This window comes from Pantoea sp. AS-PWVM4, assembly GCF_000468095.1.
Taxonomy (GTDB): Bacteria; Pseudomonadota; Gammaproteobacteria; order Enterobacterales; family Enterobacteriaceae; genus Pantoea; species Pantoea phytobeneficialis.
In genome coordinates this window covers 47,495-68,672 of sequence record NZ_ASZC01000013.1, presented here as the reverse complement: position 1 = coordinate 68,672, position 21,178 = coordinate 47,495, and the positions used below count along the sequence as shown (strand labels likewise).

Below are 21,178 nucleotides of genomic sequence, written 5' to 3'. Positions count from 1 at the left end.
CGTAGCGGCGCGATTTATCGCCAAAAATCCGCGCGATAAATCGCGCCGCTACGTGTTAATGCGTACCAGATTTTATCAGGTCACGGGTGCCGGATTGAACACCGCCAACTGATTGCGAATGCCCCAGCGATCTGACCATGTCTGCTTACGTGCGCTGGCAATATCCAGAATCAGTTCAAACAACCGCCAACCCACCTGCTCGATACTCTCCTCGCCGGTGGCGATGGTGCCCGCATTGATGTCCATCAGATCATGCCAGCGTTCAGCCAGTGCGCTGCGCGTAGCCATCTTGATCACCGGAATTGCCGCCAGACCATACGGCGTACCGCGACCGGTGGTAAATACCTGCAACGTAATGCCGGATGCCATCTGCTGTGTACCGCAGACAAAATCGCTGGCGGGGGTCGCCGCATAGATCAAACCGCGCCTGGTGGGTCGCTGTCCTGGAGACAGCACTTCAACGATCGGGCTGCGGCCTGATTTGGCAATCGATCCCAGCGCTTTTTCTACCACATTTGCCAGGCCGCCTTTTTTGTTGCCGGGCGAGGGGTTGGCGCTCCGGTCGGTTTGACCGAGGCTGAGGTAGTCGTCATACCATGCCATCTCTTCCAGCAGACGTTTGCCGGTCGCCTCATCGACCACACGCGGCGTCAGCAGATGGATTGCATCGCGCACTTCAGTCACTTCAGAAAACATCACTGTCGCGCCGCAACGTACCAGCAAATCAGAAGCAAAACCCACCGCCGGGTTAGCGGTGACCCCGGAAAACGCATCGCTGCCGCCACATTGCATGCCGATGACCAACTCAGAAGCCGGGCAGGTTTCGCGCTTGCGTTGATTCAGTCGCTTCAGGTGGCGCTCAGCGACCTGCAAAATCTCATCCACCATCGCGCCGAAGCCGACCAAACGCTCATCCTGCAAACGCACAATGTCGTTATCGTCCAGCGAAATGGCCTGTACATCGGGCGTGCCGGTGAGCAGGCGTTCCGGCTGTAATTTCTCGCAACCGAGGCTAACCACCATCACTTCGCCGCCAAAATTGGGGTTCAGCGCCAGGTTATGAATGGTGCGAATCGGTACCACTGCCGCCGGCGCGTTGATCGCCACACCACAACCATACAGATGATTCAGCGCCACTACGCCATCAACATTGGGATAACGCGGCAACAGATCCCGCTCGATAATTTTCACCACGTAATCCACCACGCCCGCGACACAATGCACGCTGGTGGTGATGCCGAGAAGATTACGGGTTCCCACGCTGCCATCGGCATTGCGGTAGCCTTCGAAGGTATAACCCTCAAGTGGCGGTAAATCCGGTGGGACATTATTCGCCAGCGGCAGGCTGGCGAGAGGGGGCGCTTCGGGCAGCGCCACCAGCGACTCTTCAATCCAGCTGCCCTGAGCAATCGGACGTAGCGCATAGCCGATCACTTCACCGTAGCGCACAATCGCGCCCTGCTCAGGAATATCAGCCAGCGCGACTTTGTGGCCCTGCGGCACATGCTCAGTCAGTTGCAGCCCATCGTCAAAGCGGGTGCCCGCAGGCAGCCCCTGGTTATTCACCACGATGGCGACGTTATCGCTATCGTGCACTTTAATATAAAGCGGTTTCTCGCTTAGAGGTCGGTTCATTGCTCACCTTCCATTCTGCCGCGCTGTACATGGCAACGCGGTGTCATTGATTGCTTCCGTCACGCCATCTTTTTTTTGCCAGCCTTAGTATATGCAGGGGTATTACCCAATACATTGTGCAACTGACTGGCTTTTAGCGCTTTTATTGCGTCAGTTTGAGACGTTTCACCAAACACAAGTGAAGGGACTCACAAAGCGTCATAAGACTGTACGTTAATTAACCATTGTTGGGTTGATTTTGATGGTTCCGTGAGCCATGCCGCAGCGTTATGTGCAAACGCCATAAAATATGTATCCAGGTGATGAAATCATCGGGCTTTCTTCCAGTGTTTCGCTCTCCGCCTGTTCCTATACTGGCTCTCGTTATCCAACGTTAGGTTATTCGTCACGACGCATCATCGTATTGCCAATATAAAAATCGCCGTGTTTAACCGAACATCATTCTGATACCCAACGCGATGTGTATGCAGTCAGAGTGAATGTAGCTACCGCTATATTTCAGGAGTGCATCATGAATAGTTTTAGCCAGACAGCGGAAGCGGTGCAAAAGCGCACCAACGCCCGTTACTGGATTGTGGTGATGTTGTTTATCGTCACCTCTTTCAACTACGGGGACCGTGCAACGATTTCGATTGCCGGTTCTGCTATGTCCAAGGATATCGGCCTTGACTCGGTCGGTTTAGGATATATTTTCTCAGCATTCTCATGGGCTTATGTTATCGGCCAAATACCCGGCGGTTGGCTGCTCGACCGCTTCGGCTCCAAACGCGTTTACTTCTGGAGCATCTTCACCTGGTCGCTGTTTACCTTCCTGCAAGGATTCGTCGACCTGTTCAGCGGCTTCGGCATTGTGGCTTCGTTGTTTATGTTGCGCTTCCTCGTGGGGCTGGCTGAAGCACCGTCGTTCCCTGGTAACAGCCGTATCGTTGCTGCCTGGTTCCCTGCGCAAGAGCGCGGCACTGCCGTGGCTATCTTTAACTCCGCCCAATACTTTGCCACGGTAATTTTCGCGCCGATTATGGGCTGGCTGACCTCGGAAGTGGGCTGGGCGCATGTGTTCTGGTTTATGGGGGGACTGGGCATCATCATCAGCTTTATCTGGCTGAAAGTGATTCATGATCCTAACGATCATCCTGGCGTCAACAAGGCTGAGCTGGAGTATATGGAGCAGGGCGGTGCGCTGATCAATATGGACAGCAAGAAGTCCGAGCACAAAGTCAGCTGGGGAGAGAAGTTCTATCAAATCAAACAGCTGCTCTCCTCTCGCATGATGTTGGGTATCTATCTCGGCCAGTACTGTATCAACGCCTTGACCTACTTCTTTATCACCTGGTTCCCGGTCTATCTGGTGCAGGCGCGTGGTATGTCGATTCTTAAAGCCGGGTTTATCGCCTCCGTTCCAGCGATATGCGGCTTCCTTGGTGGCGTATTGGGCGGGGTGATCTCCGATTACCTGATGCGTAAAACCGGTTCTTTGAACATTGCGCGTAAAACCCCGATTGTGGTCGGCATGCTGATGTCCATCAGTATGGTGATGTGTAACTACACCCAAACTGAGTGGGTGGTGGTGTTCTTTATGGCACTGGCGTTCTTTGGTAAAGGCATCGGGGCGCTGGGCTGGGCAGTGATGGCGGATACCGCGCCGAAAGAGATCAGCGGCCTGAGCGGCGGTCTGTTCAACATGTTCGGTAACTTCTCCGGCATTGTCACCCCGATCGCTATTGGCTACATCATTGCCACCAGCGGTTCTTTTGAAGGTGCACTGATTTATGTCGGTATCCACGCCTTCGTCGCAGCGTTCAGCTTCCTGGTGATTGCCGGGGACATCAAACGTGTCGAATTGAAACATCGGGCATAAGGACAGAGCATGAATACGCAAAGTACCCCGGTTATCACCGATATGCAGGTGATTCCGGTTGCCGGTTACGACAGCATGCTGCTCAACATCGGCGGCGCACACAGCGCTTGTTTTACCCGCAACATTGTGGTGCTGACCGATAGCGCCGGGCATACCGGTGTCGGTGAGGCGCCGGGTGGCGAAACCATTTATCAGACGTTGGTGGATGCGATTCCGCAGGTGAAAGGCCAGCAGGTGGCGCGTATGAATCGCCTGGTGCAGCAGGTGCACAAAGGCAACCAGTCGGCGGATTTCGATACCTTCGGCAAAGGTGCGTGGACGTTTGAACTGCGCGTCAACGCGGTGGCTGCGCTGGAGGCCGCGCTGCTGGATTTGCTTGGTCAGTGCCTGGGGGTTCCGGTGGCGGAGCTGCTTGGCCCCGGTCAACAGCGTGATGAAGTCGTGGTCCTCGGTTATCTGTTCTACATCGGCGATCGACGTAAAACCGATCTGCCGTATCTGAGCGGCGAAGCTGCCAGCCATGACTGGTATCACCTGCGCCATCAGGAAGCATTAACGCCGGACGCGGTAGTGCGTCTGGCGGAGGCCGCGCAGGACAAATACGGTTTCAAAGATTTTAAACTGAAAGGCGGCGTGCTGCCGGGTGAGCAGGAAATTGCTTCTGCGGTGGCGTTGAAAAAACGTTTCCCGGATGCGCGTATCACCGTCGATCCCAACGGGGCCTGGTTGCTTGATGAGGCCATCAGCCTGTGTAAAGGCATGGGGGATGTCCTGACCTATGCGGAAGACCCTTGTGGGGCTGAGCAAGGCTACTCTGGTCGCGAGGTGATGGCGGAGTTCCGTCGCGCCACCGGCCTGCCGGTGGCCACCAACATGATCGCCACCAACTGGCGTGAAATGAACCATGCGGTGATGTTGAATGCTGTCGATATCCCGTTGGCTGACCCGCATTTCTGGACGCTGAGTGGCGCGGTGCGCGTGGCGCAGTTGTGTGACGATTGGGGCCTGACCTGGGGTTGCCACTCCAACAACCATTTCGACATTTCGCTGGCGATGTTCACCCATGTTGGCGCGGCCGTACCCGGTAAACCCACCGCCATTGATACCCACTGGATCTGGCAGGAAGGCGACCAGCGTCTGACCAAAGAGCCGCTGCAAATCCGCAACGGCAAAATCGCCGTACCGGACAAACCCGGCCTCGGCATCGAACTGGACTGGGATCGTCTGCAACAAGCCAATGCGCTGTACAAATCTCTGCCGGCAGGCGCGCGCAACGACGCCACGGCGATGCAATATCTGGTTCCCGGTTGGTCGTTCGACCGTAAGCGTCCGGCCTTCGGTCGCAGCAAAGTGTAAGGAGCAGGAAATGAGTCAGACACCGAAAATTACATCCATGCAGGTCATTCCGGTGGCCGGTTATGACAGCATGTTGCTTAACCTGAGCGGCGCACATGCCCCTTTCTTCACCCGTAACATCGTCATCATTAAAGACAATGCGGGCCATACCGGAGTTGGGGAGATTCCGGGCGGCGAGAAGATTCGTCAGACGTTGGAAGATGCGGCAGCGCTGGTAGTACATAAAACCGTTGGCGAGTACAAAAACATTCTTAACCTGGTGCGCAGTACCTTTGCCGACCGTGATGCTGGCGGGCGTGGCACCCAGACGTTTGACCTGCGCACCACCATCCATGTGGTGACCGGGATTGAGGCGGCACTGCTCGATCTGCTCGGCCAGCATCTGGGCGTCAATGTGGCGTCGTTGCTGGGTGATGGTCAGCAACGCGACCGGGTAGAAATGCTGGGTTATCTGTTCTACGTCGGCGATCGCAAGAAAACCTCGCTGCCGTACCAGAGCCAGGAAAATGACAAATGCGACTGGTATCGCCTGCGCCATGAAGAAGCGCTGACGCCGGATACCGTGGTGCGTCTCGCGGAAGCGGCGTATGAAAAATACGGCTTCAATGATTTCAAACTGAAAGGGGGGGTGCTGCGTGGTGGTGAAGAGGCCGAGGCGGTCACCGCACTGGCGAAGCGTTTCCCACAGGCGCGCGTCACCCTCGATCCGAACGGTGCCTGGTCGCTGAATGAAGCGATCCTGCTGGGGAAACAGCTGAAGGGCGTGTTGGCCTATGCTGAAGACCCGTGTGGGGCTGAACAAGGCTATTCCGGACGCGAGGTGATGGCGGAATTCCGTCGTGCCACCGGGCTGCCTACCGCTACCAATATGATCGCCACCGACTGGCGTCAGATGGGCCACACCCTGTCACTGCAATCCGTCGATATCCCGCTGGCCGATCCTCACTTCTGGACCATGCAAGGCTCGGTGCGCGTGGCGCAAATGTGCCACGACTTTGGCCTGACCTGGGGCTCGCACTCCAACAACCATTTCGATGTGTCGCTGGCGATGTTTACGCATGTCGCGGCGGCGGCGCCGGGCGCGATTACCGCCATCGATACCCATTGGATTTGGCAGGAAGGTAACCAACGCCTGACCAAAGAACCGTTCCAGATCAAAGGCGGCATGGTTCAGGTGCCGCAGAAACCAGGTCTGGGTGTTGAGCTGGATATGGATCAGGTGATGCAGGCCAATGCGCTGTATCAGAAACACGGGCTGGGCGCGCGCGATGACGCTCAGGCGATGCAATTCCTTGTGCCCAACTGGACTTTTGATAACAAACGTCCGTGCCTGGTGCGCTAATTTTTTCCGTTACAGGAGTCAAGATAATGAGCAATACAGCCTGGCCGAATGCGTTTCGTCGCCGTTTGCTGGCAGGAGAAACCCTGATTGGTAGCTGGTGTGCGCTGGCCAACCCGATCACCACCGAAGTCCTGGGGCTGGCGGGTTTTGACTGGCTGGTGCTGGATGGCGAACACGCGCCGAATGACATCACCACCTTTATTCCGCAACTGATGGCGCTGAAAGGCAGCCACAGCGCACCGGTGGTACGTCCACCCTGCAACGAACCGATCATCATCAAGCGTCTGTTGGATATCGGTTTCTATAACTTCCTGATTCCGTTTGTTGAGACGGCGGAAGAAGCAACGCGCGCCGTGGCTTCCACCCGCTATCCGGGAGCCGGTATTCGCGGTGTGTCGGTATCGCACCGTAGCAACATGTACGGCACGCTGCCGGATTACAACGCCACCATCAACGACAACATCACGGTGCTGGTGCAGATCGAATCCCAACTGGCGGTGGACAACATTGACGCCATTGCTGCGGTGGAAGGTGTGGATGGCATTTTCGTGGGACCGGGCGATCTCTCTGCTGCGCTGGGTTATCTCGGCCAGCCTGCTCATCCGGAAGTACTGAAAGTCATTAAATACATTTTTGAACGCGCCAAAGCGGCGGGTAAGCCGAGCGGCATTCTGGCTCCGGTAGAAGCCGACGCCCGTCGTTATCTGGAATGGGGAGCCAGTTTTGTTGCCGTTGGCAGCGATCTGGGTGTTTTCCGCAACGCCACACAGGCGCTGTGCGACAAATTTAAGAAGTAACTGACCAAGGGGCAACGTAATGAAAATTGGATTTATCGGCCTGGGCATCATGGGCAAACCGATGAGTAAAAACCTGCTGAAAGCGGGCTATTCGCTGGTGGTACGTGATAACAACGCAGCAAGTGAAGCCGAGCTGGTTGAGCTGGGGGCTACAGTCGCGAAAAGCGCGAAAGAGGTGGCGCAGCTGGTAGATGTGGTGATCACCATGGTGCCAAACTCACCGCAGGTGAAAGAAGTGTGTCTGGGCGAGAACGGCATCATTGATGGTGCGAAACCCGGCCTGATCGTGATTGATATGAGCTCCATTGCGCCACTGGCCAGCCGTGAAGTCCATGACGCACTGGCAGTGAAAGGCATCAAGATGCTGGATGCGCCGGTCAGCGGCGGTGAGCCGAAAGCAATTGAAGGCACGCTGTCGGTGATGGTTGGCGGCGATAAAGCGGTGTTTGATCAGTGCTACGACATCATGAAAGCGATGGCGGGTTCGGTGGTCCACACCGGTGATATCGGTGCGGGCAACGTTACCAAGCTGGCTAACCAGGTGATTGTGGCGCTGAATATTGCCGCAATGTCTGAAGCGCTGTCGCTGGCGACTAAAGCGGGTGTAAACCCGGAACTGGTCTATCAGGCGATTCGTGGTGGTCTGGCAGGCAGCACGGTGCTGGATGCCAAAGCGCCGATGGTGCTGGACCGCAACTTCAAGCCGGGCTTCCGCATCGATCTGCACATCAAGGATCTGGCTAATGCGCTGGACACTTCGCATGGCGTGGGTGCGCAATTGCCGCTGACCGCTGCGGTGATGGAGATGATGCAGGCGCTGAAGGCCGACGGTCTGGGTACCGCCGACCACAGTGCGCTGGCCTGCTATTATGAAAAATTAGCGAAAGTTGAGATTACCCGGTAGCTCGCGCGTCCGGTATCGCTGATACCGGACAGCCAGGTTGCCTTAGCAGGACGGATTTCCGTCATCAACCGCGCTCGGATTGCCTATGAAAATCGTTATCGCACCGGATTCGTATAAAGAGAGTTTATCCGCCCTGGAAGTGGCTTCAGCGATAGAAGCGGGATTCCGCGACATCTTCCCTGAAGCTGACTACGTAAAAATACCGGTCGCCGACGGTGGTGAAGGCACGGTAGAAGCGATGGTGGCGGCAACGCAGGGAAGCATTGTCAGGCTGACGGTCACCGGACCGCTGGGTGAGCCTGTTGATGCGTTTTACGGTTTGTCGGGTGACGCCCGCACCGCGTTTATCGAAATGGCGGCGGCCAGCGGTCTGGAGCTGGTGCCAACCTCACGTCGTGACCCACTGATCACCACCTCCTTTGGTACTGGCGAACTGATCAAGAACGCGCTGGATCGTGGGGTGGGACATATCATCATTGGTATTGGCGGTAGCGCCACCAACGATGGCGGCTCGGGCATGATGCAGGCGCTTGGCGCGCGTTTGCTGGATCAGCAGGGCAACGAGATTGCCTACGGCGGCGGGGCCTTGCCACAGTTAGCCCGCATTGAAATCGCTGGCCTCGATGCGCGCATTCGGCAGTGTCGTTTCGAAGTCGCATGTGATGTGACCAATCCGCTCACCGGAGAACAAGGGGCTTCGGCGGTGTTTGGCCCGCAGAAGGGGGCGACACCTGAGCTGGTACAGCAATTGGATCGGGCGTTGGCGCATTACGCCGATATTATTCATCGCGACCTGGATATTGATGTGCTGCATATTGCGGGTGGCGGTGCGGCAGGCGGCATGGGTGCGGCGCTGCATGCGTTTTGCCAGGCTGACCTGCGTCGCGGTATCGAGATTGTTACCGAAGCGCTGGGCCTTGCCGAGCAGGTGCATGATGCCGATCTGGTGATTACCGGTGAAGGTCGCATCGACAGCCAGACCATCAACGGCAAAGTGCCGATTGGTGTGGCGCAGGTGGCAAAACGATTTAATAAGCCGGTCATCGGCATTGCGGGCAGTTTGACGGCCGATGTGGGCGTAGTACATGAACATGGGCTGGATGCCGTATTCAGCGTGTTGTTTGGTATCTGCTCGCTGGAAGAAGCGCTGGCGAATGCCGCGCAGAATGTGCGTCTGACGGCTCGTAACGTGGCGGCAACGATTAAGGTTGGCAACAGCCTGTAGCGGCGCGATTTATCGCGCCGGTTTTTCCCGTATCGCGCATGAAATTGCGTGATACGGGGGAATTATACCTGCAACAACGTGCGCGCTTCGCGTGCCACGTTTTCCATTTCGTCGCTCAACTCCAGCAATTCCGGCTCCAGCGCAGCAATATCACTTTCCTGATGCAGACTCTTTTCCAGTTGCCGACACAGTTCCTTCAAACGCGGTACGCCACTGTAGCTGGCGCTGCCATGTAGCTTGTGAATGATTTCGCGCAGCCCGGTCACATCGTTGTTTTCCATACACTCTTCCACGCGCTGCGCCACTTCTGGCAGGAAATCCAGCAGCATCTGCAACAGATCGCGTGCGAGATCCTCCTTATGTGCAGCCTGGCGTAATGCCAACGCCCAATCCAGTGAAGGGGCCACCGCCGGGGCGGGTGAGCTGAGAGCGACGTTACGCGGCGCATAACGTTGCAACAGTTGGCTGAGTTTATCCTCATCAATCGGCTTCGCCAGATAATCGTTCATTCCGGCATTGATCAACTGCTCGCGTTCGCCATCCAGCGCATGGGCAGTGACCGCCACAATCGGCGTTGCTGCATGCAACGGCAGGCTGCGGATAATCTCACTGGCGCGGATACCGTCAATCTCCGGCATTTGAATGTCCATCAGAATCACATCCAGCGGGCGCAGACGTGCCTGGCGAATCGCCTGTTCGGCGTTGTCGCACAGAATGATGTGTTCGACCTGTTCCTCCAGCAGGGCACCGATCAACTTCAGGTTGGCCGGATTGTCATCTACCGCCATCACCGTCAACGGTTGGCGTGCCCCACGCGGCAGGGCTTCGCGTTGTCGGCTGTGGAAGTCGAGCAGCATCGGTAACAGGCGTGTCAGCGATACCGGTTTGGTCAGGCAACCGGCAATGCCGCGGGCACGCAGTTCATCGGCATGCAACATCATTTCACTGGGGAGCGCCAGCAACACCGAATCGGCGCGGTTTAACAGATGCGTGATCAGGTCATCCGGTAAGGCCGATGTGGTTTTGCCGTCAACCGGAAGCCCCATCAACAAGAGCGGGAAGTGGGCATCGCCCAATTCTTCCAGCGTGGCGGCATGATGTACCTGCAACGGGGTGCCGCTCAGCATCTCCAGCACCGCTTTTGCCACCGCCGGATGTGGCTCGATGTAGGCCAACAGGGAGGGACGCAAATCCTCCAGCGCACGCGGATGCGGGGGCGCATTCGGATTGAGATCCAGTTGGATATGAACCCAAAAGGTCGACCCTTCGCCCTGGCGGCTGTGGAAAGCGATTTCGCCACCCATTTCATGTACCAACTTCTGGGTGATCACCAGACCCAGTCCGGTGCCGCCATGACGGCGCGAGATGCTGGCATCCGCCTGACGGAATGCCTGGAATAGCTGCGTTTGTTGTTGATCGGAAATACCAATGCCGGTGTCGTGCACCTGAATTTCCAGCGCGACACGCGTGGTGTTGGTATTGCGCAGTTCAACGCGCAGATCGATATGCCCTTGTTCGGTAAACTTGATGGCGTTGCCGATCAGGTTAATCAGAATCTGTTGCAGGCGCAGGGGATCGCCAATGACATTGTCCGGCACCTGTTGTTCCAGGCAAACGGTGATTTCCAGCCCTTTCTCATGGGCAGAAGGCGCCAGCAACACCAGGGTTTCATCCAGCGTGGCGCGCAGGGGGAAGGGGATCGACTCCAGCACCAGTTTGCCCGCTTCCAGCTTGGAGAAATCAAGAACGTCATTGATGATGCTCAACAGGTTGGCGGCGGAGCGCTCAATGGTGCTCATATAATCGCGCTGGTTGGTGCTAAGGCCGGTTTTCAGCATCTGGCGGGTGAAGCCAATCACCCCGTTCAACGGCGTGCGGAGTTCATGCGACATATTAGCCAGGAATTCGGATTTGATGCGCGCCGCTTCCTGGGCGCGTTTTTTCGCCAGATCCAGCTCGACGTTTTGGATCTCCAACTGCTCCAGCGTCTCCCGCAGGTCGTACGTTGCCTGGTCAATATTCTGCTGCATCTCTTCATGGTAGGCGGTCAGCGACATCGCCATCGCGTTGATACCGTTCTTCAGAATGCTCAGCTCGCCCAGCATGTAGCCTTCGACACGGCTGTCGAGCTGTCCCCGGCGAATGCGGTCCACGGTGGTGACCATATTACGAATCGGACCAGTGACGTCGCGCATCAGGCGGTAGGCGAACAGCATGGCGATACACAGGCAAAACAGCAGCAGCAGGGTGGCGACAAACACCTCTTTGTACTGCTCAAGACGTACCGATTGCAGATCCAGCTCGATCGCCACATAACCCAGCGGATTGCCGGTGGGCTTTGCATCTTCGCGCGGCAGTTCATCGACGGAATAGCGCTCCGACACGATCGGCGTGCGGAGCACCATCAGGTTGCCACGACGTTCAACCGAGACGCCATCTTCCAGCGTGGAGATATCCTCTTTCTGCACCAGACTGAGGTTCTGATTGTTATTTGAGGTGACGTAGATGTGATTGTTGTTGTCGAAAACGGTAATCGCACGGACAATATCGGAATGTCGGCGATGCAGCAGGCTGACCAGTTCGCGTATCGCATCGCGGTTGTGCCATGTCATGCCATATTCGGCGGAAACCGCCAGCGGCTCGATAATGTTCGCACCCGCATCCTGGACCTGATGCTGCAATTCGTTATAGCGGTGAACCACGAAAAAAGTACTGAGCAACAGGCCAATCATCAGCGTTGGCGCCAGTATCAGGATCATCATTCGCGCCCGCAGGCTGTATTTGGTCATAATTAAGGCCTGGCGACTCCTGGCAAGTTTATCCCTGTGCAAACTGCACAACCCAATCAGAATAGAGAATTTACAACACTATGGCGCAATTTTACTCCGCAAAACAGCGGGTGACGACCAGGCAACGTATTACCGTCACTATCGAAGACCTTGATCCCTTTGGACAAGGTGTTGCGCGCCATAATGGCAAAGCGATGTTTGTCAGCGGTGCGCTACCCGGCGAGCAGGCTGAAGTGACGCTGTTGGAAGATAAACGCCAGTACGCGCGCGCAAAAGCTACGCGTATCACCAATCCCAGTGCAGAGCGAGTGGCACCGCGCTGCCCGCACTTTGGCGTGTGTGGCGGTTGCCAGCAACAGCATGTCTCGGTGGCGTTGCAGGAACAAAGCAAAGCCAGGGCACTGGCAAGGATGCTGAGTCGTGACGCCCCTTTGCCGGTGCGCGTCGATGAAATCATCAGCGGCCACGCCTGGGGTTATCGTCGTCGCGCGCGCTTGGGGTTGCAGTGGCAACCAAAACAGCAGCGTTTGCAGATGGGGTTTCGCCAGGCGGCCAGTAATGATTTGGTGGAGTTGACGCAATGCCCCATTCTGGCGCCCGAACTTGAAGCGTTATTACGGCCTCTGCACCACTGCCTCAGTGGCTTAAATGCGGTGAAACGTCTGGGCCATGTTGAACTGGTGCTGGCGGATAATGGCCCGCTGATGGTGCTGCGCCATCTTGATGCATTGTCCTCAGACGATCGTGCAAAACTGGAACGCTTTTCGCATGAACATGATGTGATGCTGTATCTCGCTGATGGTAGCGATGATCTGACAGCCCTGAAGCCTGATACGCCGTTTTATCGCTCATTCAACCTGCAACTGACCTTCAGCCCACAGGATTTCATTCAGGTGAATGATGGGGTGAATCAGCAAATGGTAGCGAAAGCTATCGACTGGCTCGACCTGAAGCCACAGGACCGGGTGCTGGATCTGTTTTGCGGCATGGGCAACTTCACATTGCCTATAGGAAAGTTCGTAGAAAATGCCGTTGGTGTGGAGGGCGTTGCAGCATTAGTACGGCAGGCAGCGTATAATGCAGACCTGAATAATCTGAAAAATGTCCGTTTTTTCCAGCATAACCTGGAGGAAGACGTTGCGCGCCAGGCATGGGCTGCGCAGGGATTTAATAAGGTGTTACTGGACCCGGCGCGTGCCGGGGCGGCGGGTGTGATGTCGCACATTGTTAAACTTGCGCCGGAACGCGTGGTCTATGTTTCTTGTAACCCGACAACACTTGCCCGCGACAGTCAGACATTACTGTCAGCGGGTTACCATTTGGAAAGGGTCGCGATGCTGGATATGTTCCCTCATACCAGCCATCTCGAATCCATGGTGCTGTTCAGCAAAACATAAGCGACACCTAAGTCGCTGTGGCAGGAGAGGATATGGTTGCGGTTAGAAGTGCGCATTTAAATACGGCGGGGGAGTTTGCCCTCGACCAGTGGATTGCCAGTTTGGGCATTGCTAACCCGCAATCCTGTCAGCGTCTGGCTGACACCTGGCGCTACTGTGAAGCCGAAACGCACGACCATCCTGATCAAGCTCTGCTGTTGTGGCGCGGTATCGAGATGGTGGAAATTCTCTCGATGCTGAGTATGGATATCGACAGCCTGCGTGCCGCGCTGATTTTCCCGCTGGCGAATGCCGACGTGGTCAGCGAAGAAGAGCTGGAGCAAACCGTCGGCAAAGGCATTGTTTCGCTGGTGCATGGCGTGCGCGATATGGATGCAATCCGTCAGCTGAAAGCGATCCATAACGACTCGATGGCCTCTGAACAGGTCGATAACGTGCGCCGTATGCTGCTGGCGATGGTGGAAGATTTCCGCTGCGTCGTCATCAAGCTGGCGGAACGTATCGCTCACCTGCGTGAAATGAAAGACGCGCCGGAAGATGAGCGCGTCCTTGCCGCGAAAGAAAGCACCAATATCTATGCGCCGCTGGCTAACCGCCTCGGTATCGGCCAGCTCAAATGGGAGCTGGAAGATTACTGCTTCCGCTATCTCCATCCCGATGAATACAAACGTATTGCTAAGCTGCTGCATGAGCGGCGTATCGATCGTGAACAGTACATCGAAAACTTTGTCGATAACCTGCGTAAAGAGATGCAGAAAGAGGGCGTGCGTGCTGAGGTGTATGGCCGTCCGAAACACATCTATAGCATCTGGCGCAAGATGCAGAAAAAATCGCTGGCGTTTGATGAGTTGTTCGACGTGCGCGCGGTGCGTATCGTCGCGGAACGTTTGCAGGACTGCTACGGTGCGCTGGGTACGGTGCATACCCTGTATCGTCACCTGCCCAGCGAGTTTGACGACTACGTCGCCAACCCGAAGCCTAATGGTTATCAGTCCATCCACACCGTGGTGCTGGGGCCGCAGGGCAAAACGGTAGAAATCCAGATCCGTACCCGTCAGATGCATGAAGATGCCGAGCTGGGTGTAGCGGCGCACTGGAAATACAAAGAAGGGCCGACCAGCAGCAATACACGCGGTGCGGCGGGCCATGAAGAACGTATTGCCTGGCTGCGTAAGTTAATCACCTGGCAGGAAGAGATGGCGGACTCTGGCGAGATGCTGGAAGAAGTGCGCAGTCAGGTGTTTGACGATCGCGTTTATGTCTTTACCCCGAAAGGGGATGTGGTGGACTTGCCTGCCGGTTCAACCCCGCTCGATTTCGCCTACCATATCCACAGCGATATCGGCCACCGCTGCATCGGCGCGAAAATTGGTGGGCGCATCGTGCCGTTCACCTATCAGTTGCAGATGGGTGACCAGGTTGAGGTGATCACCCAGAAGCAGCCCAACCCGAGCCGCGACTGGCTTAACCCGAACCTCGGCTATATCACGACCAGCCGTGGTCGTTCGAAGATTCACAACTGGTTCCGTAAGCAGGATCGCGACAAGAATATTATTGCTGGTCGCCAGATTCTGGATACGGAGTTGACGCAGCTGGATATCAGCCTGCGTGAGGCGGAGAAACTGCTGCTGCCGCGCTATAACGTCACCTCGTTGGATGAGTTGCTGGCGGCGATTGGCGGTGGCGATATTCGCCTTAATCAGATGGTTAACTTCCTGCAAGGCAAGCTGAATAAGCCGAGCGCGGAAGAGGAAGATCGCGAAGCACTGCGCCAACTGACGCAGAAATCGTATACGCCGTCAGCGCGTAAAGAGAGTGGCCGCGTGGTGGTGGAAGGGGTCGGCAACCTGCTGCACCACATCGCTCGTTGCTGTCAGCCCATTCCGGGCGACGATATCGTCGGTTTTATTACCCAGGGACGTGGCATCTCGATCCACCGTGCCGATTGTGACCAGTTGGCTGAGCTGATCTCCCATGCGCCGGAGCGCATTGTCGATGCGGTGTGGGGCGAAAGTTATTCCAGTGGTTATTCGCTGGTGGTGCGCGTCACCGCGAACGACCGTAGCGGTCTGCTGCGTGATATCACCACGATTCTGGCGAATGAGAAGGTGAACGTGCTGGGCGTCTCCAGCCGCAGCGATACCCGCAAGCAACTGGCAACCATTGATATGGATATCGAGATCTATAACCAGCAGGTGCTGGGCCGCGTACTGGCTCGACTGAACCAGGTGCCGGATATTATCGACGCACGGCGGTTACACTAATTTTTCCCCTCACCTTAGCCCTCACCCTAACCCTCTCCCGCAAGCGGGAGAGGGAACTGATCGAGCCGCACATCCCCATCTCCCTCTCCCTTATGGGAGAGGGTCGGGGTGAGGGTAACCGACCGCACCCAACTTATTCTTAAAGGATCCGCCCATGAATGCCCTCCAACGCCTGCTCACCATCATGCAAACCCTGCGCGATCCGCAGCAAGGCTGCCCGTGGGATCGTCAGCAAACGTTCGCCTCAATCGCGCCTTATACGCTGGAAGAAACCTACGAAGTACTCGATGCCATCCAGCGTGAAGATTTTGATGATCTACGTGGAGAATTAGGCGACCTGCTGTTTCAGGTGGTGTTTTACGCGCAAATGGCCAACGAGCAGCAGCGCTTTGATTTTGACGATATCTGCAACGCTATCAGCGATAAACTCGAACGCCGTCATCCGCACATCTTTGGCGATGTCAAAGCGGAGGACGCGCAGGAGGTGCTGAAAAACTGGGAAGCCATCAAACATAGCGAGCGCGCGGAAAAAGCGCAGCATTCGGCGCTGGATGATATCCCTAAAGCGCTGCCCGCGTTGATGCGTGCGCACAAAATCCAGAAACGTTGCAGCAACGTCGGTTTCGACTGGAATAGCCTGGGGCCGGTGCTGGATAAAGTGCATGAAGAGATTGACGAAGTGATGCACGAAGCGCAGCAGGCGGTGGTCGACAGTGACAAACTTGAGGAAGAAATCGGCGATTTATTATTCGCTACGGTAAATCTTTCTCGCCATCTTGGCAGCAAAGCGGAGGTGGCGCTTCAGAAGGCCAACGACAAATTTGAACGCCGTTTTCGCCAGGTGGAAGCGTTGATTGGCGCGCAGGGGATGGCGATGAGTGACGCCACGCTGGAGCAGATGGAAGAAGCCTGGCAACAGGTGAAACTCAGTGAGAACAAGGAGTAACGTGATCCGCTGCGATTTGTTGATTATTCCAGCGCTGTGCATAAAATCGCCGCTTGAGCTTACTCGATTCAGCCATGCGGTGACTTTGTGACGTGCGTCAACATTTCAACCCTGGCTATCCGCTATGTTACCCGCAGCACTGCGTAGGAGGAGAGGGTGGTGATTGATCAATTGTGGCAGGTGACGACTTCAGGTATACTGTTTTCCCGTCCTGGTTATTCCACCGTCTTTAAACCTAAACTCTCAGGTTCAGCATGACAACGAACTATATTTTTGTGACCGGCGGGGTCGTTTCCTCTCTGGGGAAAGGCATTGCCGCAGCCTCCCTCGCAGCCATCCTTGAAGCGCGTGGTCTGAATGTGACCATCATGAAACTCGATCCGTACATCAACGTCGATCCGGGTACCATGAGCCCAACTCAGCACGGTGAAGTTTTTGTCACCGATGACGGGGCCGAAACCGATCTGGATTTGGGTCACTATGAGCGCTTCATTCGTACCAAAATGACGCGTCGCAACAACTTTACTACCGGTCGTATCTACTCAGAAGTGCTGCGCAAAGAGCGTCGTGGCGACTATCTGGGCGCGACCATTCAGGTTATCCCACACATCACCAACGCCATCAAAGAACGCATCATTGAAGGTGGCGAAGGTCACGACGTCGTTCTGGTGGAAATCGGCGGCACCGTGGGGGATATCGAGTCACTGCCGTTCCTCGAAGCGATTCGCCAGATGGCGGTCGATGTGGGCCGTGAACACACCATGTATATGCACCTGACGCTGGTGCCGTACATGGCTGCCGCAGGCGAAGTGAAAACCAAGCCAACGCAGCATTCGGTAAAAGAACTGCTCTCCATCGGGATTCAGCCGGATGTGTTGATCTGCCGTTCTGACCGCGCCGTACCGGCTAACGAACGCGCCAAAATCGCGCTGTTCTGTAACGTTCCGGAAAAAGCGGTTATTTCACTGAAAGATGTCGACTCCATCTACAAGATCCCGGGTTTGTTGAAATCACAGGGTCTGGATGACTACATCTGCAAACGCTTCAACCTGAATGCCCCGGAAGCCAACCTGGCCGAATGGGAGCAGGTTATTTACGAAGAAGCCAATCCGGGCGGCGAAGTGACCATCGGTATGGTCGGCAAATATGTCGAACTGCCGGATGCCTACAAATCCGTGATTGAAGCGCTGAAACATGGCGGCCTGAAAAACCGCGTCACCGTTAACATCAAGCTGATCGATTCGCAGGATGTTGAAACGCGTGGTGTCGAATTACTGAAAGATCTGGATGCTATCCTGATTCCGGGTGGCTTTGGCTACCGTGGGGTGGAAGGCAAACTGATGACCGCGCAATACGCGCGTGAAAACAACGTGCCTTACCTCGGTATCTGCCTGGGAATGCAGGTTGCACTGATGGAATTTGCCCGCAATGTGGCGGGTATGGCTGGCGCCAACTCAACTGAATTTGTGCCAGACTGTAAGTACCCGGTGGTTGCGCTGATCACCGAATGGCGTGACGAAGAAGGCAACGTCGAAGTGCGTAGCGAGCAGAGCGATCTGGGCGGCACCATGCGTCTGGGTAGCCAGCAGTGCCAGCTTACGCCGGAAAGCAAAGTACGCCAGCTGTACGGCTCAGACGTGATCACTGAACGTCACCGCCACCGTTATGAAGTAAACAATATGCTGTTGAAGCAGATTGAAGCGGCGGGTCTGCGCATTGCGGGCCGTTCCGGTGACGATCAACTGGTCGAAATCATTGAGATTCCAAACCACCCGTGGTTTGTGGCCTGTCAGTTCCACCCGGAATTCACGTCGACCCCGCGCGATGGTCATCCACTGTTTGCTGGCTTTGTTAAAGCGGCGCAGGAATACCAGAAGCGGTTAGCGAAGTAAGTTTCACGAGCAGCGCGCGAAGTCTTCGCGCGTTGTTTGTCTTAGGATTGACTAACTTGTACTGAGGAAAATCGAATGTCCAAAATCGTAAAAGTCATCGGTCGCGAAATTATCGACTCCCGTGGCAACCCGACTGTAGAAGCAGAAGTGCATCTGGAAGGTGGTTTCGTTGGTCTGGCTGCTGCCCCGTCAGGTGCATCAACCGGTTCTCGCGAAGCGCTGGAGCTGCGTGACGGTGACAAATCTCGTTTCCTGGGCAAAGGCGTGACCAAAGCGGTTGCGGCGGTTAACGGTCCGATCGCTGACGCGGTAAAAGGCAAAGATGCCAAAGACCAGGCGAACATCGATAAGATCATGATCGAGCTGGACGGTACTGAGAACAAATCCAACTTCGGTGCAAACGCCATTCTGGCCGTTTCTCTGGCTGCGGCAAAAGCGGCTGCGGCTTCTAAAGGTCAGCCGCTGTATGAGCACATCGCTGAACTGAACGGCACCCCGGGCAAATACTCTATGCCGCTGCCAATGATGAACATCATCAACGGTGGTGAGCACGCTGACAACAACGTCGACATCCAGGAATTCATGATTCAGCCGGTTGGCGCGAAGACTGTAAAAGAAGCCATCCGTATGGGTTCTGAAGTTTTCCATCACCTGGCGAAAGTGCTGAAAAGCAAAGGCATGAACACCGCAGTGGGTGACGAAGGTGGCTACGCGCCGAACCTGGGTTCTAACGCCGAAGCCCTGGCTGTTATCGCGGAAGCGGTAAAAGCAGCAGGCTACGAGCTGGGCAAAGACATCACCCTGGCGATGGACTGCGCGGCATCTGAATTCTACAAAGACGGCAAATACGTACTGGCCGGTGAAGGCGGTAAAGCATTCACCTCTGAAGAGTTCACTCACTTCCTGGAAGATCTGACCAAACAGTACCCGATCGTCTCTATCGAAGACGGTCTGGACGAGTCTGACTGGGCGGGCTTTGCTTACCAGACCAAAGTATTGGGCGACAAAATCCAGCTGGTTGGTGACGACCTGTTCGTAACCAACACCAAGATCCTGAAAGAAGGTATCGAGAAAGGCATCGCTAACTCCATCCTGATCAAATTCAACCAGATCGGTTCTCTGACCGAAACTCTGGCTGCTATCAAGATGGCAAAAGACGCAGGCTACACCGCGGTGATCTCTCACCGTTCAGGTGAAACCGAAGATGCAACCATCGCTGACCTGGCGGTAGGTACTGCGGCTGGCCAGATCAAAACCGGTTCAATGAGCCGTTCTGACCGCGTTGCTAAATACAACCAGCTGATTCGTATCGAAGAAGCGCTGGGTGCTAAAGCACCTTTCAACGGTCTGAAAGAAGTTAAAGGCCAGGCGTAATCGCCTGCTGATGCTGCCGTAAGGCAGTGTCGCCTGTTGCTAAGCCCCGCTCCGGCGGGGCTTTTGCATTTTTGACGTAAAGCCGCTGTTGTTACCGGTGACAGATCTGCCATAATCTGCGCCTTGAATGAGTGAAGTGAGTAAAAAATGTACTACCCGATTAACGAAATGTTCCAGACACTACAGGGCGAAGGTTTTTACACGGGCGTTCCGGCGCTGTTCATCCGTTTGCAGGGATGTCCGGTCGGCTGTAGCTGGTGTGATACCAAACATACCTGGGATAAGCTGGCAGATCGGGAGACCTCGCTTGGTGACATTCTGGTCAAAACAGTGGAAAGCGACGCCTGGGGCAACGCGGACCCGGCGATGCTGCTGGAGACGATTCAGCGCCAGGGTTGGACGGCACGCCACATTGTGATCACCGGTGGTGAACCGGCCATCTACGATTTACGCCCACTGACCAGCGCACTGGAAGCAGCGGGCTTTGCCTGCCAGATTGAAACCAGTGGTACCCATGAAATTCGTTGTTCCGACGCTACCTGGGTGACGGTTTCACCTAAGGTGAATATGCGCGGTGGCTATGATGTGCTGCCGCAGGCGTTGCAGCGGGCTGATGAAATTAAACATCCGGTGGCGCGCGTGCGGGATATTGAAGCGCTGGATGCGCTGCTGGCGGGATTGCATGACGAGAAACCGCGTATTATCGCGTTACAGCCGATCAGTCGGGGTGATGCGGCGACCAAACTGTGCATTGAAACCTGCATCGCCCGTAACTGGCGTTTGTCGATGCAGACCCACAAATATCTCAATATCGCCTGATGACACCCGTAGCGGCGCGATTTATCGCGCATCTTTGGGCCGCAGCGCCAATGCAAAAGCGCGATAAATCGCGCCACTACGATTTTTAGCCGCGATAGACACAACCTGCGGTGCAGGTTTCTTTGATCATCACAGCGCTCAATTCCGGCAGAATCGGCTTCATCTCATCCCAAATCCATTTTGCCAGCACTTCACTGGTGGGATTCTCCAGACCGGGAATGTCATTCAGATAGTGATGATCGAGGCGATCATAGAGCGGTGCAAAGGCCGCTTTCAATTCTGCAAAATCCATAACCCAACCGGTATAAGCATCCACTTCCCCGGTAATTTCCAGCCGCACCAGAAAGGAGTGGCCGTGCAAACGACCGCATTTATGCCCCTCAGGTACATGAGGTAAGCGGTGCGCCGCTTCAAACTGGAACTCTTTAAACAACGTGGTAGACATAATGGCCTCAACATAAAATCCGCTGAAGTCTACCTGAAATACAGATTTTTAGCACCCGTTACCGCTGAACAGGGCATTTTACGCACTCAGCCTGAAGAAGCGATAAATTAACTCGTTGAATATAAATTGCTTTAT

Annotated in this window: 15 protein-coding genes; 12 read left to right on the top strand and 3 right to left on the bottom strand. The window is 55.5% G+C overall.

Annotation, left to right across the window (positions count from 1 at the left end; genetic code table 11):
- Positions 1 to 75: 75 nt before the first annotated feature.
- Complete coding sequence (gene garD / locus L579_RS12235) at positions 76 to 1,635, bottom strand: galactarate dehydratase (protein ID WP_021184547.1); 1,560 nt, start codon at positions 1,633 to 1,635, stop codon at positions 76 to 78.
- Positions 1,636 to 2,146: 511 nt separating this feature from the next.
- On the opposite strand from garD, the gene L579_RS12230 reads away from it, so the two are divergent.
- The 6 genes from L579_RS12230 to L579_RS12205 all read left to right on the top strand — a co-directional run bounded on the left by L579_RS12230 (position 2,147) and on the right by L579_RS12205 (position 9,117).
- The gene (locus tag L579_RS12230) at positions 2,147 to 3,493 is read left to right on the top strand and encodes an MFS transporter (RefSeq protein WP_021184545.1); all 1,347 of its coding nucleotides are present in this window, start codon (positions 2,147 to 2,149) and stop codon (positions 3,491 to 3,493) included.
- A gap of 9 nt (positions 3,494 to 3,502) precedes the next feature.
- Positions 3,503 to 4,849 carry an enolase C-terminal domain-like protein gene (locus tag L579_RS12225; protein ID WP_021184544.1) on the top strand — a complete coding sequence of 449 codons (1,347 nt, stop codon included), beginning with the start codon at positions 3,503 to 3,505 and terminating at the stop codon, positions 4,847 to 4,849.
- A gap of 10 nt (positions 4,850 to 4,859) precedes the next feature.
- On the top strand, positions 4,860 to 6,191 hold the full coding sequence (gudD, locus tag L579_RS12220; protein ID WP_021184543.1) for a glucarate dehydratase: 1,332 nt from the start codon (positions 4,860 to 4,862) through the stop codon (positions 6,189 to 6,191).
- Between the two features lie 26 nt (positions 6,192 to 6,217).
- A complete protein-coding gene (garL, locus tag L579_RS12215; protein WP_021184542.1) occupies positions 6,218 to 6,988 on the top strand; it encodes a 2-dehydro-3-deoxyglucarate aldolase in 771 nt (256 codons plus the stop codon).
- Positions 6,989 to 7,007: 19 nt separating this feature from the next.
- The gene (gene garR / locus L579_RS12210) at positions 7,008 to 7,892 is read left to right on the top strand and encodes a 2-hydroxy-3-oxopropionate reductase (protein ID WP_021184541.1); all 885 of its coding nucleotides are present in this window, start codon (positions 7,008 to 7,010) and stop codon (positions 7,890 to 7,892) included.
- An 85-nt stretch (positions 7,893 to 7,977) separates the two neighbouring features.
- Positions 7,978 to 9,117 carry a glycerate kinase gene (locus L579_RS12205; RefSeq protein ID WP_021184540.1) on the top strand — a complete coding sequence of 380 codons (1,140 nt, stop codon included), beginning with the start codon at positions 7,978 to 7,980 and terminating at the stop codon, positions 9,115 to 9,117.
- Between the two features lie 62 nt (positions 9,118 to 9,179).
- Here L579_RS12205 and barA read toward each other — a convergent pair whose 3' ends face one another.
- Positions 9,180 to 11,906: a two-component sensor histidine kinase BarA gene (gene barA / locus L579_RS12200; RefSeq protein ID WP_021184539.1), complete on the bottom strand. Its 2,727-nt coding sequence runs from the start codon at positions 11,904 to 11,906 to the stop codon at positions 9,180 to 9,182.
- Between the two features lie 80 nt (positions 11,907 to 11,986).
- Between barA and rlmD the strand changes: the two genes are divergently transcribed.
- From rlmD to queE, 6 genes are all read left to right on the top strand, one after another.
- Positions 11,987 to 13,303 (top strand): 23S rRNA (uracil(1939)-C(5))-methyltransferase RlmD, encoded by a 1,317-nt coding sequence (gene rlmD / locus L579_RS12195; RefSeq protein ID WP_021184538.1) that lies wholly within the window; start codon positions 11,987 to 11,989, stop codon positions 13,301 to 13,303.
- A 32-nt stretch (positions 13,304 to 13,335) separates the two neighbouring features.
- A complete protein-coding gene (gene relA, locus L579_RS12190) occupies positions 13,336 to 15,567 on the top strand; it encodes a GTP diphosphokinase (protein ID WP_021184537.1) in 2,232 nt (743 codons plus the stop codon).
- Positions 15,568 to 15,721: 154 nt separating this feature from the next.
- A complete protein-coding gene (mazG, locus tag L579_RS12185) occupies positions 15,722 to 16,513 on the top strand; it encodes a nucleoside triphosphate pyrophosphohydrolase (protein ID WP_021184536.1) in 792 nt (263 codons plus the stop codon).
- A gap of 254 nt (positions 16,514 to 16,767) precedes the next feature.
- Positions 16,768 to 18,405: a glutamine hydrolyzing CTP synthase gene (pyrG, locus tag L579_RS12180; RefSeq protein ID WP_036626558.1), complete on the top strand. Its 1,638-nt coding sequence runs from the start codon at positions 16,768 to 16,770 to the stop codon at positions 18,403 to 18,405.
- A gap of 75 nt (positions 18,406 to 18,480) precedes the next feature.
- Positions 18,481 to 19,779, top strand: a complete 1,299-nt coding sequence (gene eno / locus L579_RS12175) for a phosphopyruvate hydratase (protein ID WP_013510243.1) — start codon at positions 18,481 to 18,483, stop codon at positions 19,777 to 19,779.
- 147 nt (positions 19,780 to 19,926) lie between these two features.
- The gene (gene queE / locus L579_RS12170; RefSeq protein WP_021184534.1) at positions 19,927 to 20,598 is read left to right on the top strand and encodes a 7-carboxy-7-deazaguanine synthase QueE; all 672 of its coding nucleotides are present in this window, start codon (positions 19,927 to 19,929) and stop codon (positions 20,596 to 20,598) included.
- An 85-nt stretch (positions 20,599 to 20,683) separates the two neighbouring features.
- Here queE and queD read toward each other — a convergent pair whose 3' ends face one another.
- On the bottom strand, positions 20,684 to 21,046 hold the full coding sequence (queD, locus tag L579_RS12165; protein WP_190274667.1) for a 6-carboxytetrahydropterin synthase QueD: 363 nt from the start codon (positions 21,044 to 21,046) through the stop codon (positions 20,684 to 20,686).
- Positions 21,047 to 21,178: the final 132 nt, after the last annotated feature.